Below are 16,385 nucleotides of genomic sequence, written 5' to 3' on the forward strand. Positions count from 1 at the left end.
CAGAATTTTTTCAACCATTCTAAACACCTCCTTATTTTTTCCACTCTAAATTCCATTATAATTCAACCGTCTAAACCGTCACTCTTTATCGTGAGCTCAAACTGCTTCGAGGCGCAAAGCAGTTTTTCCGCATACTCATTTCCTTTATATTTCAAATTTCATGAGTATGAGCAGCCTTTAGATGTTCAAAATAAGATAAGGGCGGATCACTGATAATCAAGGTAAATAATAAAAAACAAAAAATATATTGAAATATCAATTTAATTTAGTTATAATACTGTACGGTCTTAGTATTACTGTTTATATAATTTTTAGAAAATTTAATAATTTTCTAAAATAGCAAATTTTGGTTTACTCGGAGGGTTTATTTTGTCTAATAAGGTTCCATCTTCATTTATAGTAGTGATTGGGTTCATGTTATTTGCCCTTTTCTTCGGTGCAGGGAATTTAATTTTCCCGCCAATGCTTGGCCAATCGGCAGGTACGAATATCTGGTCGGCTAATGCAGGGTTTTTGGTCACAGGAGTAGGATTACCGTTACTTGGTGTGCTGGCACTCGGTTTTTCTGGTAAAGATGACTTACAATCATTAGCAAGCCGTGTCCATCCAGTCTTTGGTATTGTATTCACAACCATTCTTTATTTAGCCATTGGTCCATTATTCGCCATGCCTAGAACAGGGAACGTTTCTTTTGAGATCGGTGTAAAACCTTTTTTACCTGAAGATCCAGGTCCATTGCCTTTACTTATTTTCACCATCATCTTTTTTACAGTTTCATGCCTTCTTTCGCTCAATCCCGCGAAAATTGTCGAAATTGTGGGGAAAGTTTTGACACCCATCAAGTTGACGTTCATTGGAATCCTGGTGGTAGTCGCTTTCGTTAATCCAATTGGAGATTTTGAAGCACCTGCCGAGCACTATATGGTTCAACCATTTTTCAACGGGTTCAGAGAAGGATATTTAACCATGGATACTCTTGCATCTTTTGTTTTTGGCATCATCATCATTAATGCCATCAAAGAAAAAGGTGCCAAAACAAAAAAACAAATCATGATCGTTTGTGGAAAAGCGACTGCCATTGCGGCGGTTATCCTTGCTACCATTTATACAGCTCTCTCTTATATGGGTGCTTCAAGCGTTGGGGAACTTGGACGCTTGGATAATGGAGGCATTATCTTGGCGAAAGTCTCGGATTACTACTTTGGATCATATGGCGGGCTATTATTGGGATTAATGATCACAGTAGCTTGTATTACGACGAGCGTAGGACTCATTACCTCTTGCTCGACGTACTTCCATAAACTATTTCCAAGTCTGCCTTACAAAACGATTGCCATAAGTTTATCCATTTTCAGTGCAATCATTGCCAATATTGGACTAACTGAGTTAATTGCCATTTCAGTACCGGTTATGACAGCCATTTATCCATTAGCCATTGTTTTGATCTTCCTAACATTTCTTCATTCCTTATTTAAGGGAAGACCTGAAGTTTATCAAGGCAGCTTACTTTTAACATTCATCGTCAGTCTATTTGATGGATTAAATGGAGCAGGTGTACACATTACTTTCATCAATGATTTCTTCACTGCAATACTTCCTATGTATGAAGCTGGGCTTGGGTGGATTGTCCCTGCCATTGTTGGTGGATTCATCGGGTATGCAAGCAGCGTTTTAAAGTCGAAATTTGGTCATGATCACCAAATAGATTAAATGATATAAAGTCAGTCCAGGCATATAAACTGTAGACGAACTCGAGATAAGCGAGTTGAACTGCCCCGTAAATGTTAGACACCAAACTAACATTTACGGGGTGTTTTTTATGGCTAATTTTTCTGCCATAATGGCAGCTCCAGACTGAAAGAAAAGCAAGTTTGTCTTCGGGTTCTTTATTTATTAAACATTCCTGTGGATAACGGTAAAAAACACTAAGGATGGTTCGGGGTGAGACCATGTTGATAGCAGGGATAAAAACATCACATTTCTTTAATTTCACTTTTATTCCGTAATTTCTTCAGCAATTGGAAAATCTGACCTCGATGATGTGATTCATGTTCAATCAAATGGTACACGACCCATTCAGGTGTGACGTCATATTGATCAAGTACCCTCGGTTTACGCCAATCCGTCAGGTCCATCGTCCGGAAGTTTGAAAGAAATACCTCACGCACCTTATTGAGTCGGTAGAAATGTTCGTCCAATGTTTGTCCTTCAATATGATTTAGGGAGCCATCTTCAGCACGGCACCCTACTGGAAACAACGCGGATATTTCCGAATCCCATTCCGTAACAAGGACCTCTTCGTATAACCAATCTGCCTCTATCAGCGCGATGTGATATAACATCGAGCCAATCGTTTGCCTTTCATCGATTTTCGAATCGAGTATATTTTGGCTGATTCCAGTCAATTCCGATATAAGCGTACGGCGAACATCTTCTAAACACCATAGCCACCGCCCAATTTCCTCATCATAACCCGGTAATGCTGATACAAGCAATGCTCTTCTCTCCAACAAGACCATCCTCCTCTTCATGAACGTACATTCTATTTAAAAGTGTTGTTTCCTTCTTTTTAATGGAAAAATATCCTTTATGGCCGGACAAAAAGAGCAATCTTTTCGATTGCTCCTTTTCCAGATTTTTCCGTTTATGTTATCGATATCGCAGATCGAAATTAGCTCCCCAAAAAAAGATTGGCTCTCATCTCCTCTGATATACGCCTGCCCTGTAAATAATCCTGTTCCCGTTCTTGTTCAACCATCATGCGTTGCTCCAGTTTTTGAGCATATTGTGCATAGCCGATTCCATGAGCCTGAAACATCGCTTTTTCCATTGCCGACGTGTACGTTAGTTCGAGAAAATTAATGAAGAATCAATCCTTCCCATAGTGAATTTCGTACTCATCTTATCATTGAAAGGGATAACTCACAAAGTTGCTACGGCTCCATATTCACTGATAATTCAGATTTTTTAACGACTGTTTCCATCCCCGTGTCCAAAAACGCCAAATCCCTCGGTCTTCCTCTAATTTCCTTTTTTCATCCACAAAAATAGCCTCATTTATTTTTAAGACAAATTAAAAATCCCATTAACAAACCTCTTGTTAATGGGATTGGATGTTTATTTATATGAACCGAAAATTTCCTTTGCCAATTTTCGCCCAGTAGGAGTCGCAGCCAGGCCGCCTTCTGCCGTTTCACGAAGTGCAACCGGCATGGTCAATCCTATTTTATACATGGCATCGATCACTTCGTCACATGGAATGCGGCTCGTAATGCCCGCAAGTGCCATATCAGCTGCCGTTATTGCGTTGGATGCACCCATTGCGTTACGTTTCACGCAAGGAACTTCAACCAATCCAGCCACTGGGTCGCAAACCAATCCAAGCATATTCTTCAAAGTGATCGCCATCGCTTCTGCCGCTTGGCTTGGTGTACCGCCGGCCAGTTCCACTATCGCAGCTGCGGCCATTCCGCTTGCCGAGCCCACTTCTGCTTGGCAGCCACCAGCCGCTCCAGAAATGGAAGCATTGTTTGCAACCACGAATCCGAAGGCAGCGGAAGTGAAAAGAAATTCAATCATCTCTGCCCGGGTCGGGTTTAATTTTTCTTTCACGGCAAATAATGTACCGGGCACAACTCCCGCAGAACCTGCAGTCGGAGTGGCACAAATCATCCCCATTGCTGCATTCACTTCGTTCGTCGCAACAGCTTTACTGACGGCATCCAATAATAAATTACCTGCCAGTGCCTTGCCCGACTTGATATAATTTTGCAAAAGAACGGCATCTCCGCCCGTTAGGCCTGTCACGGATTGCACACCTTTCAGGCCTCTTTCCACCGCTTGTTCCATCACTGTCAAATTCCTGTCCATCTTTTCGATGATCTGTTCTCTCGACAGGCCTGAGAACTCCATTTCTTGTAAAATCATGATTTCCGCGATTTTCACATTTTTACTTTCAGCAAGTTCAACCAACTCTGCTACATTTCGGAACATGTTTTTACCTCCATATCTATGCCAGCACTTTTAATGATGATCATTCAACCATCCTTATGACTTGCGACACGTTTTCCAATCCTTCAATTTCCATCATGACATCGCTCTGGATTTTCTGATCGACTTCAATCACCATGAGGGCCATTTGGCCTTTTTCTTTACGTGAGACTTCCATATGACCAATGTTAATTTCATGATTCGCCAATACGGTCGAAACGGAAGATATGATTCCAAACACATCGTTATGCACGACTAAAATGGCTGGGTTTTCCCCTGACAATTTAAGCTTGAATGTATTCAGTTCCGTTATTTCTATCGTTCCGCCGCCAATCGAGATCCCGACAAGTTCCAATTCCTTATCCTCGTCGAACAATCTGATTTTGACTGTATTAGGATGATCCATCACAGTATCCTCGATTGTAAAGGAAACGTCCATACCGGCTTCTTCCGCTATCGTTAAAGAGGCAGGGATTCGTTCATCATCCGTATCGAAATCCAAGATCCCGCCTACGACAGCAACATCCGTACCGTGTCCCCTGTATGTTTTTGCAAAAGAACCATATAAAGAAATAATCGCTTTCTTCGGTTGCTTTCCAAATAATGTCCGTGCTACTCTGCCAATTCTGGCAGCTCCTGCTGTATGTGAACTTGAAGGTCCAATCATGACGGGACCGATTATATCGAATGCAGATCTGTATTTCATCGTGTAATGCCCCATTTCTGGCAATAAATTTTTTAACCGTCTTTTAAAGTGAATGAAGATCAAAAAGCGGCATTATTACTATATTAAAATATTTTTATCATTTCTGCAATGAAAACCCTTTCATTGCATATCCCATATTAACATATATTACATAACATACCTACCAATATTTTTTATTATTTAACTTAGAAATAATATTTGATTATTCAGTATTTTAAGATAATTAACCTTTATCCTTTAAATTTGAAGAAAACAAAAAAAGCAGCCTGGCGGCCACTTTTAATAAGGATGTTCCTAAACCAGCTGACCCAAAGCAATTCTTTCAACCGATCAGTACGGTTTGCATCTAATTTTATAACTAAGCTGACCGTAGCGGGTGTTCGTGACTCCTGCGGGAAAACGTGTCTAGGGGAGACCCCACAGGCGCAAAGGCGCCGAGGAGGCTTCCCGGACCGCCCGCGGAAAGCGAGTGCCTGGAGTGGAAATCAACGTTCAAATTGTACAAGCCATAAAAATAGACAAACTCGATTTCATCGAGTTTGTCTACAGTCTGAAAGCAGCCATCAGGCTGCTTTTCCCTTCGATCTCCGATTTAACTCGCCTTTTTTTCATCTCTGGATCCAGCGGCACCCCAAATTTCGGATGCCCATTCAGGATGGTCGATGAATGGATTGCGGTTATTTTGCCAGTCCTGAATGACATCGTTGCGATGGCTCTCGAAATCGTCGACTGGATCGAGCTCATTCCATTTCAAGAGTGTCGATAGCTTTCCATGAAGCGGCTTCGGATACGTATTGACCGTATCTGATAATTCAAGATCCAACTCGCCGTTTCCTTCATATCGGACGGCCATGTAAAGTAGCATCCGTGCTATATCGCCTTTAACATGGTCTGGCGGCTCCCATGAATCTGAATCAAACTTACATTCACATCCACTATATGTTTGACCCCCCTCGTCGAAATCAAGGTGGCCCCGTTTTCCATTGACTGTCACATCAGCGGGACGGAGGTGATGAAGGTCTGTCCCGGGACCTTTGCTTGTCCCAAAATCACCGTGGGACTTTGCCCAAACATGTTCGCGGTTCCATTGTCCGGCATTGCCCCCATTCGCGTTCTCCGAGATCGATTTTCCAGAGTAAAGCAAGATGACATTCTGTTTGTTCACTGGATCTTCATCCGTTTCTTTAAGGGCATTCCACACTTGATCATAAGATAACATCGTATGGCCCTTAATTATCGAGTGCAGAACCGCTTTCAATTCCGTTCCCGTTTTTCCTGCCGCCGTTTCGTAATAAGCTTCAAGCGGCTTATCATTCGATACGGTCAACGTGAAACGGGCAACCGTTTCCGATAGCTGGTCCTCGGCCTTGACTGCGACAAGGTATGTTCCAGCTTCATTTGCAGGAAGCGTTAATGTCTGGCCGGTGACTGTACCGATAGTGGATGAAAAAGTCAGCTTATCCCCATCAGGATCTGAGAAGTGCTCACTTAAATCGATGGTGACCTTTGAACCGGCTTTCACTTCGAGATTTTCCAGTGTTTTCGTTAAGACGGGCGCATGATTTTCTTTAGGGTCGAAAGGGGAAGCAATTGCTTCCCCCTTGGAATCGACAAATTTGATATTCGATGTGTCGACACCTTCTGTTACCGACCATTTCTGAACATTTTCAGCGCCTCTGATTTCTTTTACATGGGCATTATCAATGATGACTTCCTTCACCGCCATGCCGCCAAAATCAATGATTGCACCATCCTTATCCGGTTTAATCGTCACAGCAGCATTCTTCAGCCCAAGGCCTTTGAGTACAGCATATGAACCTTTTAACCAGATACCTTCTTCGATGCTGGATGTTTCGTCAATATCGATCAAAGCACTAGGTGAAGCAATCGTAAGTTTTTTTGTTATAACGTTTGTCAGATTATATGTTTTTTCTGGAGCGGGAGTTTCAACTCCGCCTGATTCAGATAAAATGGTTGAAATCAGTACAGGGTCATGATCACTAGCCCTTCCGTGAACTTCCATGAAGGATGAATTAATATGGACAATATCAACTTTTGTGGCCGCGGCCATATTATTCGATACCAGGATATGGTCCAGTACTTGTGAGTTGCCTTGATATGTGTAAGAATAACGTTTTTCAAAAGGGACTTTCTCGATCATATTGGTTAAATCCTTGCCCTTCAATGTTTTAAGCGGAGCCGAAAATTCAAAATCATTAAAGTCTCCAAGCAAGACGATATTCGCTTCGGCATCCTGTGACTTGATATCACTGACAAACCAATTGACGATCGAGGCAATTTGAAGCCTTTGCGTTTCACTTGAAAGGACAGGTGGCTGGTTTTTGCCGAACAACGGCTGGTCACCGCCCTTGGAATTGAAATGATTGGCCACCACCACTACGCTTTCGCCTTTAAATTCGAATTGAGCCGCTAAAGGCTTTCTACTTGATTTGAAGGCGGGATCGGCAGGCTCGATTCGTCCAGGGTTCAAGGTGAGTTTCCCATCTTTGAAAGCCACGGACTGTGTTGCCGTCCCTTTCGTTCCTTCAGCCAATTTGACACGGTCGACATTATATAAAAAGCCTACACGGATATTCCCGCCAGGTGCACCGCCATCAAGTTTATCTTCCGGAGCGATATCAATGTATTGATATTGCGGTCCGTCCAGCTCTTTTATTTTGTCGGTTAACTTCTTGGCACTTTGGGCAGAATCCGTTGTCCCGCTATCTGTTGCCCCATCGTTATCCTGCATTTCCGTTACCCCGATGATATCGGGTTGTTTAAGATTGGTAATGATGGATGTTGCGATCGTTTCAACTTTGGAATTAGCGGTTTGAGTGGAGAAATTCTCTATATTATAGGAAGCGATCGATAGCTCATCAGCATCCTTCTCTAAAGATGTCACTTCCCTGACCGCACCGCCATCCTTTAACTCAGGCAGCTGGGCTTTATCCGTCACTACCCTATAGTTGCTATATCCATAGCTGATCACACCCGTGATTGAGCCTTCAAAGAAATCACCCGTTTTGGCTGCAAATGATTCATCATTTATATCCAGGGTAATTCTTTCAGGGTTGAAATCCATTTCCGTTATTTTGACGCCTCCAACTGCAGTCGTCGTTTCCATATTCCCTGGGATCACGACCAATTCACCATAGTCTTGGGGAGCAACCACTTTCGGGTTATATACTTCTACAAGCATTCCTTCCAGACTCTCGTAGAAATCAATACCGTCTTCACCCGGATTAAAATCTGTCAATCTATCATCATCAATGTTCTCAGACGGCGGAATGACATCCTTTCCGATGACGATCGGTTCTGGCATCGATGCAGTGCCAAGCCTTTCAATCGTCGTATTGGTCAATTCAGTTGTTGGCAGATCCGTCGTTTTCATTTCAGCGTATCCTTCGATATACCATTCGGCGACTTTACCTGCCACTTTGACATGATCGCCCGCTTTTAGGCCATGCGCTTTGTTATACACAAGTATTCCCTCGGAAGTCGTTAAGTCCTTATCCGGGTTGGGATCTTGCATGTAAAAGTTATTCGCATCTTTTACATAAGTGACGACACCTTCCACACCTGAGACGAGTTGAGTTTCATAAGATGAAAAATGATTCATCCCCTGAATGTCACGAATCTTCACTTCAGTGGTTTTGTTAACGGTATAGGCAAATGTGAAAACTTCCGATGTCTTGTCATTGACAGCGATTGCCTTGATGACCGTATCTTTCGTTAAAATGATAGGTTCTGTGTACACAGCACTTGAAGACGTTGGTGCGGATCCATCCAGCGTATAATGGATTTTCGCTCCTTCCCAACCAGATTCAAGTGATACCTTTGTATTTTCACTAACCGTACCAGGGAAAATATCCGTGTAAACGGCCGGTTTGTTCACCAGTTCATAATCTTCAATACCACGCGGCTTCAACTGGTACGTGTCATTGAACCTCGATCCGATTCCGGTTACGGAAATGACATCCCCTGCTTTAAAGCTTTTCACGAAATCTTCATAGCTCGAACCGGTCCGGTTATCATGGCGAACGATGACGGATTTCCCTTCAATATCTTCCGCTTTGAATTCGAATGTTCCGTATGTGCCCGATGGGGCCAATTCTGTAATGGTCGCCTTATCGATGGTGACCAGCTCACCTTGTGTATCCTCATTGACCCCTGAGGCATCAATCGTTTGGATTTCAGGAAGTTCATTATCAGAAGATACGACTTCAAGGGAAGTTGGTTGGATTTGTAATTCCTTATTATAAGCGGATACTTGTCCGATTAATCTAACGTTATCCCCTTGCTTTACTTCCGCAGGCCACGAAGAACCATAAACATATAGCCCTGCCGTTTCATCTTGGATATAAAAACCTTTTCCTCCCCAATAACCAAGTCCTGTCGTGACCACCCCATCGACCTGCACGACATCTTCCGTATTCGTGCGCGCCTCGGCAATGGAATCAAGAACCTTCACATCAGGCTGTTCAGGAGTTGTTCCCCCATCAGTGATGATCGTGAAATCCGTTGCGGATTTCAGGCCGGGTACTGAAAAGTACTTTTCCAAATTCCCCGTAATCGTCACCTGCGCTTTAAGTAATTCCGGATGTTCGACCAAATTCAAGGCCGTTCGGATACTTCCGGCCGGAAGCTGAACAGGCATGATTTTCTTAACATCCGTTTCATCCGGACTATCGGCAATGCCTATGTTCGTACTTTCAGTAAAAGGCGATGTTTGTTGATAGCTTGTACCGCTTTTAGCTGTACCGACGATATATCCCTTCACCGTCGCCGTTCCGCTGTTATTATTAATCGCTTCCACGACCGATATTGTCCCTTCGGCATTTGCTGCGGCTGCATTTGGCAGAACCGTTGACAGTACGATCAGTATGGCAAAGAAAAGCTTGCTTATCCCGTTCTTCTTCAAGATCTCAACCCCTCCAACTTTTTCCATAGGCTCAGCAATCATTTGAAAACCGCGCTTAAAGAATGGTTTCGCCATTCACCGTGACACCGCTCAGGCTTACGGTCTTACCGTTAAGTCCCGATAAATCCAAATCACCCTCTACTGTAACCTCTGAAAAAGTAAAATCATCCGCAGGAGTTCCCGTTAATGTAAGATTCCCTTTAACCACTGCATGTTCCAATGAAGCAATATCCGCGATATCCACAACTACATTGCCTTCATGTGTTTTTGGCGCATCAGCCGTTCCGCCAAAGTCTTTAGCCAATACCACGGTCGGATCTGTATGGCTTCCCGCCACATCCTTGATGCGTCCTTCGATGCTTGGATCGACAGTTTTCAGCCCGCTTACATAATCACGTAAATTCTCCCAATCAGCGAGTCCGATATCCGTCACTCTTCCTTCTTCATAAGCCTTCTTGAAAACGGTGAATCCATCTCCGCCCTTGGCTGTAAAAGCATTGGTCGCCACGACATATTCCTTCGCTGGATCCAATTCGGAATATGTTCCATCTTGTCCAAGGACTTCTGCCTTTGTCACACGATTGCCTGCTTCCTTCGAGCTGTCGTAGGTGAATTTCATTCCGGAAACATGCAGGAATCCGCCATTTTCCTTAGGGGCGAGGCTTACACTATGCTCTAATGCTTCATTGATTTCTGCACCCGTAAGCTTCATCGTCGCTAACGTATTCCCAAACGGCAAAACGGTGAGGATTTCCCCTAAAGTGATTTCACCTTGATCGATGCCAGCGCGGATTCCCCCGCCATTTTGGAATGCGATTGCCGTATCCTTATTGAATTCCTTCGCTTTACTAAGCATTCCATCCGTAATTAAATTACCCAGTTCCGTTTCATTTTTGCGGACGCTCGGCTTGGTTGCATCCCCTGCATCACGTGGTGTTTCCAAGGCCTTCACAGCTGTTGCACCTGTCTTCGTTTCCTTCAGTTCCTTAATCTTCGAGGAATAGGTTTCGAGCACTTTTGCCGCTTCGGCATCATCCTGTTTTTGAGAAAGCTTAATCAGCTGACCGGCTTGTCCGACAATCTTGCCTTGCTTATCGAATTCCACATCGATCGTTCCTAAATAGTCGCTATATTGATACCCTTGGACGATGACAGTCGGCTCTTTCGTTTTGCCTTTATCATCTTTGTCGACAACAACGGGGGCGTCCAACTGCGTATGGCTATGTCCGCCCACGATCACATCGATGCCCTTGACCTTGGCAGCTAATGTCAAATCATTGTCATAGGCTGCATTGTCATCGTAACCGATATGGGATACGGCAACGATCTTATTGACCCCCATGCCTTTGAACGCCTTGACCGCCTTTTCGGCTTCTTCAAGATAATTTTCGAATTCTATACTTCCTGGGCTTGAAATATCTTTCGTCTCTTCAGTTGTAAGCCCGAAGAACCCTACCTTTTGGCCATCCACTTGTTTTATGATGCCATTGTATATCTTCCCTTGCTCCGGCTTACTTGAAATCAGGTCCGAGAATAGTCCCTTGAACTTATCATCTTTGGAGAAGTCCACATTGGAACTGACAAACGGGAACTTTGCCCCTTTGATGAAGTCAGCCAAAGCTTGATGACCTTCGGCGCTGGAACCCAAATCAAACTCATGATTCCCGAATGTCATGACGTCATATTTCATTAAATTCATGAAGCGAAGATCCGCTTGCCCTTTGAATTCATTAAAATAGAGAGTTCCCGAGAATACATCACCTGCATCAACTAAAAGAGCTTGCGGCTTATTCTTACGCACTTCCTTAACAGCCGTCACCCTTTTGGCCACATTATCCAAGTGGGCATGCGTGTCATTCGTATGCATCAAGGAAAGCGTGATCGCTTTCGCAGGATTTTTCAAAGCTTCTTCAGCGGCAGCGACTTTCTTATCCGCCAATGCCATTTTCGAAAGGAATTCCTTTCGATCCGACTCCTTGATTCCATTTAAATGAATCGCTGCTTTCGCTTTTTTAGCCGCGTTTATCTGTTCTTTCGTTTTAAGTTCCCCATTGGCAAGAGCTACATAGGCATTGACCCGCTTTGCCACTTCTTTTTTCTTTTCTGCATATATCGCATCATCATACTTACCTTTCACTTCTTTAACATAGGCGTGTATGCCTTTTCCGAGCTTGGATGTTTTGCTGACCTTCTTCAATTGCGCAGAAACGGTTTGCATGCGCTTATCCGCGGTCTTCAAATCACCTTTCTTCACCCAGTAAGCAGCTTTTTCATAGTAGTATGGAACTTTCAGGTCACCGTTCAAAGCTGTTTTGGTCGCTTTAGTGAATTTATCGTATAGGAGCTTTTCGATTTTCGCACCGTAAACCGTATCTTTAATATCCTTATCTGCCTTTTTCACGGCTTTATCCAATGCTTCGTATTGATTCCTGATATCAATGGATTTCTTGGCAAGTATTGAATTCGTAAGGGTGCCAATCGATTTGCCATGTGCAGCTTTTGCTTTCTCAGCCGCTTTATAGCCTTTTACATAACCTTCCGAACGAGTGATGTACTTATCATAAGCTTCGATTTCTTTGTATTTGGCATCTTTTTCTTTTTTGCTTAACATTGATTTTTTAATGGTAGAGTTGATGTCTTTTTTTGCTTGTTTTGCAGACTTGATTTGTTTTTCAATAGTGGACACTGAAGCGAGTTTAGAAGTGTAGAAATAGGTATCGAATGGTTTTTTGATGGCGGCCTTGGCCGTTTTGATTTTACTATTCAGGCTAGTGGCAGCATCCGATGGTGCCGGCGCTACTGCTACGATCGTTGTCGCAGCCATTATGGTAGCTGAAGCAATTTTTACGATTTTCTTTTTCCCCATTATCGTAATCCCCCCATTAGTTCTATACTGGCATAACATTCTGCTAACTTATCCATTTAATTGATACGCTTTTCCAAAAACTGAATTCCGACAAATTTACTTACCCATACACAAATCCACCCTACTTTTTCCCTCTAAAGATTCGTGTATCTCCTATATTACAACAAAATAATCCAATTTTAAAACAAATTTACAATACCACACCGAATATTAACAGAATATTTTCATTATAATCACCCTAAAATACCTAGCAACAGATAGATGATATATCAAAAAAACGTTTTACTAGTAAAATAGCATCAGTTTCAGTCGGTATCACCCTTGGTCTTTATGCCTAAATTAACCAAAAAAAAGAGAGAGATTTAGCTCTCTCTCAGACTGTACATAAATTCGAAGAAAAGCGAGTTTGCCTGCGGTTTTTTCATTTCAGCTGATTTCAGAAACCCGCTCCCTTTCCGCCGACTGGCTGCCAAGCCTCCTCGACTCAAGCGTCTCTGGGGTCTCGGCTAGCCAGTTATTCCGCACGAGTGTCGCAAATTTCTTCCATCCAATGAGGGGTACTGAAAAAAAACATTAAGGATACTAGTTTACTTATAAAATCCTGGTTCGGGATGATACTATTCCGAACCTCTAATAGTAGACAAATTCTAAGAAAGCCAGTTTGCTTACAGTTTTTTCAAGGAACATTCCAGTTGATTTCAGAAATCCGCTCCCTTTCCGCCGACTGGCTGCCAAGCCTCCTCGACTCAGGCGTCTCCGGGGTCTTGGTTAGCCAGTTATTCGGCAGGAGTGTCGCAAATTTCTTCCATCCAATGAGGATTATAGTAAAAAAACATTAAGGATATTCTAGTCTTCTTTTAAAATCATGGTTCGGGGCGAGAGCAATTCAAAACTCCTTTTGCCGGAAAATTGGCGGAACCGCCAGACTGTAGAAGAATTGGAGAAGAAGATCCAGTTTTCCTAAAATATTTCTAAAAAGAGAAGTTTCCAGCTGATTGGAACGTAAGGTGTGAGACTCCTGCGGGAAAAGCGGGGCCAATGGAGACCCCGCAGGCGAGCGCCGAGGAGGCTCCCGGACCGCCCGCGGAAAGCGAGTGCCTGGAGTGTAAATCATTACACATACCCCCTTTCGGAAATCCGCTCCTTTTCCGCCGACTGGCTGCCAATCTATATCAAAGCAAGCGTCTCCGGGGTCTTGGTTAGCCAGTTATTCGGCAGTAGTGTCGCAAATTTCTTCTATCAATGTGGGTTATAGGAAATTGGCGTATTGCGAGAATCAAGAGACGCCTTGCTGCATGATGGACGAATCCTCCAAGGGTTTCTTACAGAGGATAAGAAGGTACATTTCTATATTAGTAGGAGAAGGTTAAATATAGTTTATAGACATTGTAAAATATTGTATTTTAAGTAATTGGGCTTGAAGAAGACTAAATAAAAAGAGCCGATTCTGTAAGAAAACCAGAAAATCCCCAACAGGCAGACCATACCAACAGTCAATCCATAGGGGATTTGCTAAGATATATTAACAGAACTACATTACTCCCTTTTTTAAGTTGGATAATACAGGATCATGCTTAATCGAGTTATTGTATCCCCTGAATTATGGTAGGCATGCGGTCTGTCAGCCTTGAACCTGATAGAATCACCATTCCTGACCGTATATTCTTCGTTATTTACACGTACTGTCACTTCCCCTTCAAAAACAGTTATGTACTCTTCGGTTCCTTCCCTATGTGGATCGGAACTTAGGAATCCACCTTTTTCTATCTCGACTGAATATACTTCAAAGCGCTTCTCATCCTCAAAGGGAAAGTGGGGATAAACTCGATATTTGCCGTTATCTTCAGATAATGATTGAATTTCACTTTTTAAAACAATTTTTGTATCCGGCTGCGGACTATTTATCAGTGAAGAAAATGAAATCTTTAATCCATTGGCTATTTTCCAAATCGTTGTAATCGTAGGGCTCGATCCTCCCCTTTCTATTTGTCCAATCATCGTTTTGCTTACTCCAGTCAATTCTGCAACCTTTTCAAGACTTAATTTCTTACTTTCCCTGATGGCCTTTAAATTGTTAGCAATAATAAAATTTATTTCTTCCATAAAAATGCTCCTTATTTACAATATAACGTCGGCATTGTACAATAAAAAGGAAATCGTTATAATGTCAATTTTGGTCATTATAGCATACAAAGGGGAGTCAACCATGCCATTACTATCTTTTTTGCTATTTGTTTTTGTTACAAGTTTCACTCCGGGTCCAAATAACATCATGGCCATGTTATTTGCGAACAAGTACGGGTTAAAAAAGACGATTAAATTTTGTTTCGGAGTAGGTGCCGGTTTTTTTGTAATCATGCTATTGTGCAGTTATTTTAATGTTTTGCTTGAAAATTTCATACCAAAGATTGAATTTATCATGACGATCCTTGGTGCAATTTACATGCTGTATCTGGCTATAAAAATCATTTCCAGTTCAACTAAAGCGAAGGACGATAACGATGACAAGAACAATAGTTTTATAGCAGGCATGCTTTTACAATTCATAAATCCAAAAGGAATCTTATATGGCATCACGGCAATATCGACCTTCATCCTACCTTATCACTCTTCAAATTTCAGCTTACTATTCTTTTCATTATTTCTGGCTTTCGTTGGTTTTATGAGTACGTTCTGCTGGAGTATGTTCGGTTCTGTTTTTCAAACGTTTTTATCAAAGTATAGAAGTCAGTTTAATGTAATCATGGCTTTGTTATTAGTGTATAGTGCCATTTCGATTCTTACACACTAAAAAAAGGTAAAGGGCACAAACCTTCATTAAGAAGGATTGCTGATTTGTAAATTTCGAACGTTCATTTCCCTCCAGGCACTCGCTTTCCGCGGGCGGTCCGCCCCCGGCGCCTTTGTGCCTGTGGGAACCCCCTTGGAAGCGCCTTTCCCGCAGGAGTCTCGATAACCAGCTCCAATCCAACTTTTTTAAAAATTTTGATGGAACCCACTCAAATCTTCCCCCTGCATTAAAGGGTTAAGTTCCCTTCGAATATTGTGACGGCATGTCCGGAAAGTTTAACTGTGTTTTTCGTTACTTCAACCTTTAGCAGTCCGCCTCTTTCCGATGCCTGATAGGCTATAAAAATACTTTTGTCCAGCTTTCTTTTCCAATATGGTCCCAGACAGCAATGGGCCGAGCCGGTTACTTGATCTTCGTCAAGTCCTTGCGCAGGGGAAAAGAACCGTGAAACGAAATCATATTCACTGTTACCGGATTGACTCGTCACGATGACGCCCCGAACCGGCAATTGGGCAATGGAGTCCATATCCGGCTTTAAATTCCTTACGATTTCCTCTGATTGAACTTCGACTAGAAGATCCCATTTGTTTTGCCCAACATACGCAGGCACAACACCTAAAGCCTTTATTAGTAAATCAGGGGCAGCGGTCTCCTTCTCCCTTAATGACGGAAATTCCAGCTGAACCATCCCATCAACAAATTTTGCAGTGAGAAGCCCGCTTTTCGTCTGATAGGCAATCGGCTGATTCCTTGGCACGTATCCTTTATCCCATAAAAAGAAAGAGCTTGCCAGCGTCCCATGTCCACAAATCGGGATTTCAATGGAAGGTGTGAACCATCGCAGCTTCCATTCACCATTATGAGGTTGAATAAAAGCGGTAACAGGCATATTAATCTCTTTAGCTATTCTCTGCATCCACTCGCTGTCACTTTCCCCGGTAAGAAGGCAGACTGCAGCAGGGTTTCCATTAAAAGGTTGATCTGTAAACGTATTAATGATGGTTAATTCCATAAAATGTGCCTCCGGTAAGTGATATTCTAGTCTCCTAATTCCACAATGAGGAGCCCTTTTCCTTTTTTGAATGACCATTCCCTTGGTTTTTTAAAG

The 16,385-nt window shown here is 42.7% G+C and carries 11 protein-coding genes; 2 read left to right on the top strand and 9 right to left on the bottom strand.

Going from position 1 to position 16,385, the window contains the following annotated elements:
• Positions 1 to 369: 369 nt before the first annotated feature.
• On the top strand, positions 370 to 1,710 hold the full coding sequence (gene brnQ, locus ACJ9PY_RS23085; RefSeq protein WP_098865741.1) for a branched-chain amino acid transport system II carrier protein: 1,341 nt from the start codon (positions 370 to 372) through the stop codon (positions 1,708 to 1,710).
• Positions 1,711 to 1,973: 263 nt separating this feature from the next.
• Here the strand turns inward: brnQ and ACJ9PY_RS23090 are convergent, their stop codons facing one another.
• The 7 genes from ACJ9PY_RS23090 to ACJ9PY_RS23120 form a co-directional block, all read right to left on the bottom strand.
• Positions 1,974 to 2,519: a DinB family protein gene (locus ACJ9PY_RS23090; RefSeq protein ID WP_411740317.1), complete on the bottom strand. Its 546-nt coding sequence runs from the start codon at positions 2,517 to 2,519 to the stop codon at positions 1,974 to 1,976.
• 152 nt (positions 2,520 to 2,671) lie between these two features.
• Complete coding sequence (locus ACJ9PY_RS23095) at positions 2,672 to 2,830, bottom strand: hypothetical protein (RefSeq protein ID WP_164468812.1); 159 nt, start codon at positions 2,828 to 2,830, stop codon at positions 2,672 to 2,674.
• Between the two features lie 287 nt (positions 2,831 to 3,117).
• Positions 3,118 to 3,993, bottom strand: coding sequence for an L-serine ammonia-lyase, iron-sulfur-dependent, subunit alpha (sdaAA, locus tag ACJ9PY_RS23100; RefSeq protein WP_053536547.1), 876 nt, complete (start codon positions 3,991 to 3,993; stop codon positions 3,118 to 3,120).
• Positions 3,994 to 4,033: 40 nt separating this feature from the next.
• On the bottom strand, positions 4,034 to 4,696 hold the full coding sequence (gene sdaAB / locus ACJ9PY_RS23105) for an L-serine ammonia-lyase, iron-sulfur-dependent subunit beta (protein WP_034310833.1): 663 nt from the start codon (positions 4,694 to 4,696) through the stop codon (positions 4,034 to 4,036).
• Between the two features lie 592 nt (positions 4,697 to 5,288).
• On the bottom strand, positions 5,289 to 9,695 hold the full coding sequence (locus tag ACJ9PY_RS23110; protein WP_411739100.1) for an endonuclease: 4,407 nt from the start codon (positions 9,693 to 9,695) through the stop codon (positions 5,289 to 5,291).
• A complete protein-coding gene (locus tag ACJ9PY_RS23115; RefSeq protein ID WP_411739101.1) occupies positions 9,676 to 12,486 on the bottom strand; it encodes a bifunctional metallophosphatase/5'-nucleotidase in 2,811 nt (936 codons plus the stop codon). The genes ACJ9PY_RS23110 and ACJ9PY_RS23115 overlap by 20 nt, the downstream gene beginning before the upstream one ends.
• A 1,548-nt stretch (positions 12,487 to 14,034) precedes the next feature.
• Entirely contained in the window at positions 14,035 to 14,589 is a 555-nt protein-coding gene (locus ACJ9PY_RS23120) for a helix-turn-helix domain-containing protein (RefSeq protein ID WP_095679261.1), read from the bottom strand.
• Positions 14,590 to 14,692: 103 nt separating this feature from the next.
• Between ACJ9PY_RS23120 and ACJ9PY_RS23125 the strand changes: the two genes are divergently transcribed.
• A complete protein-coding gene (locus ACJ9PY_RS23125; RefSeq protein WP_230134839.1) occupies positions 14,693 to 15,277 on the top strand; it encodes a LysE family transporter in 585 nt (194 codons plus the stop codon).
• A gap of 61 nt (positions 15,278 to 15,338) precedes the next feature.
• Here ACJ9PY_RS23125 and ACJ9PY_RS23130 read toward each other — a convergent pair whose 3' ends face one another.
• Together ACJ9PY_RS23130 and ACJ9PY_RS23135 are read right to left on the bottom strand one after the other, a co-directional pair.
• The gene (locus ACJ9PY_RS23130) at positions 15,339 to 15,485 is read right to left on the bottom strand and encodes a hypothetical protein (RefSeq protein WP_403192085.1); all 147 of its coding nucleotides are present in this window, start codon (positions 15,483 to 15,485) and stop codon (positions 15,339 to 15,341) included.
• A gap of 18 nt (positions 15,486 to 15,503) precedes the next feature.
• A complete protein-coding gene (locus ACJ9PY_RS23135) occupies positions 15,504 to 16,289 on the bottom strand; it encodes a PhzF family phenazine biosynthesis protein (protein WP_411739102.1) in 786 nt (261 codons plus the stop codon).
• Positions 16,290 to 16,385 lie beyond the last annotated feature (96 nt).

Origin of the sequence: Peribacillus sp. S4 (genome assembly GCF_046715815.1) — a bacterium.
Lineage (GTDB): Bacteria > Bacillota > Bacilli > Bacillales > DSM-1321 > Peribacillus > Peribacillus frigoritolerans.

Bases quoted from the DNA above. Each gene is read 5' to 3' on its own strand.
- ACJ9PY_RS23090 (WP_411740317.1), bottom strand. From the start codon at position 2,519: ATGGTCTTGTTGGAGAGAAGAGCATTGCTTGTATCAGCATTACCGGGT.
- ACJ9PY_RS23095 (WP_164468812.1), bottom strand. From the start codon at position 2,830: ATGGAAAAAGCGATGTTTCAGGCTCATGGAATCGGCTATGCACAATAT.
- sdaAA (WP_053536547.1), bottom strand. From the start codon at position 3,993: ATGTTCCGAAATGTAGCAGAGTTGGTTGAACTTGCTGAAAGTAAAAAT.
- sdaAB (WP_034310833.1), bottom strand. From the start codon at position 4,696: ATGAAATACAGATCTGCATTCGATATAATCGGTCCCGTCATGATTGGA.
- ACJ9PY_RS23110 (WP_411739100.1), bottom strand. From the start codon at position 9,695: ATGGCGAAACCATTCTTTAAGCGCGGTTTTCAAATGATTGCTGAGCCT.
- ACJ9PY_RS23115 (WP_411739101.1), bottom strand. From the start codon at position 12,486: ATGGGGAAAAAGAAAATCGTAAAAATTGCTTCAGCTACCATAATGGCT.
- ACJ9PY_RS23120 (WP_095679261.1), bottom strand. From the start codon at position 14,589: ATGGAAGAAATAAATTTTATTATTGCTAACAATTTAAAGGCCATCAGG.
- ACJ9PY_RS23125 (WP_230134839.1), top strand. From the start codon at position 14,693: ATGCCATTACTATCTTTTTTGCTATTTGTTTTTGTTACAAGTTTCACT.
- ACJ9PY_RS23135 (WP_411739102.1), bottom strand. From the start codon at position 16,289: ATGGAATTAACCATCATTAATACGTTTACAGATCAACCTTTTAATGGA.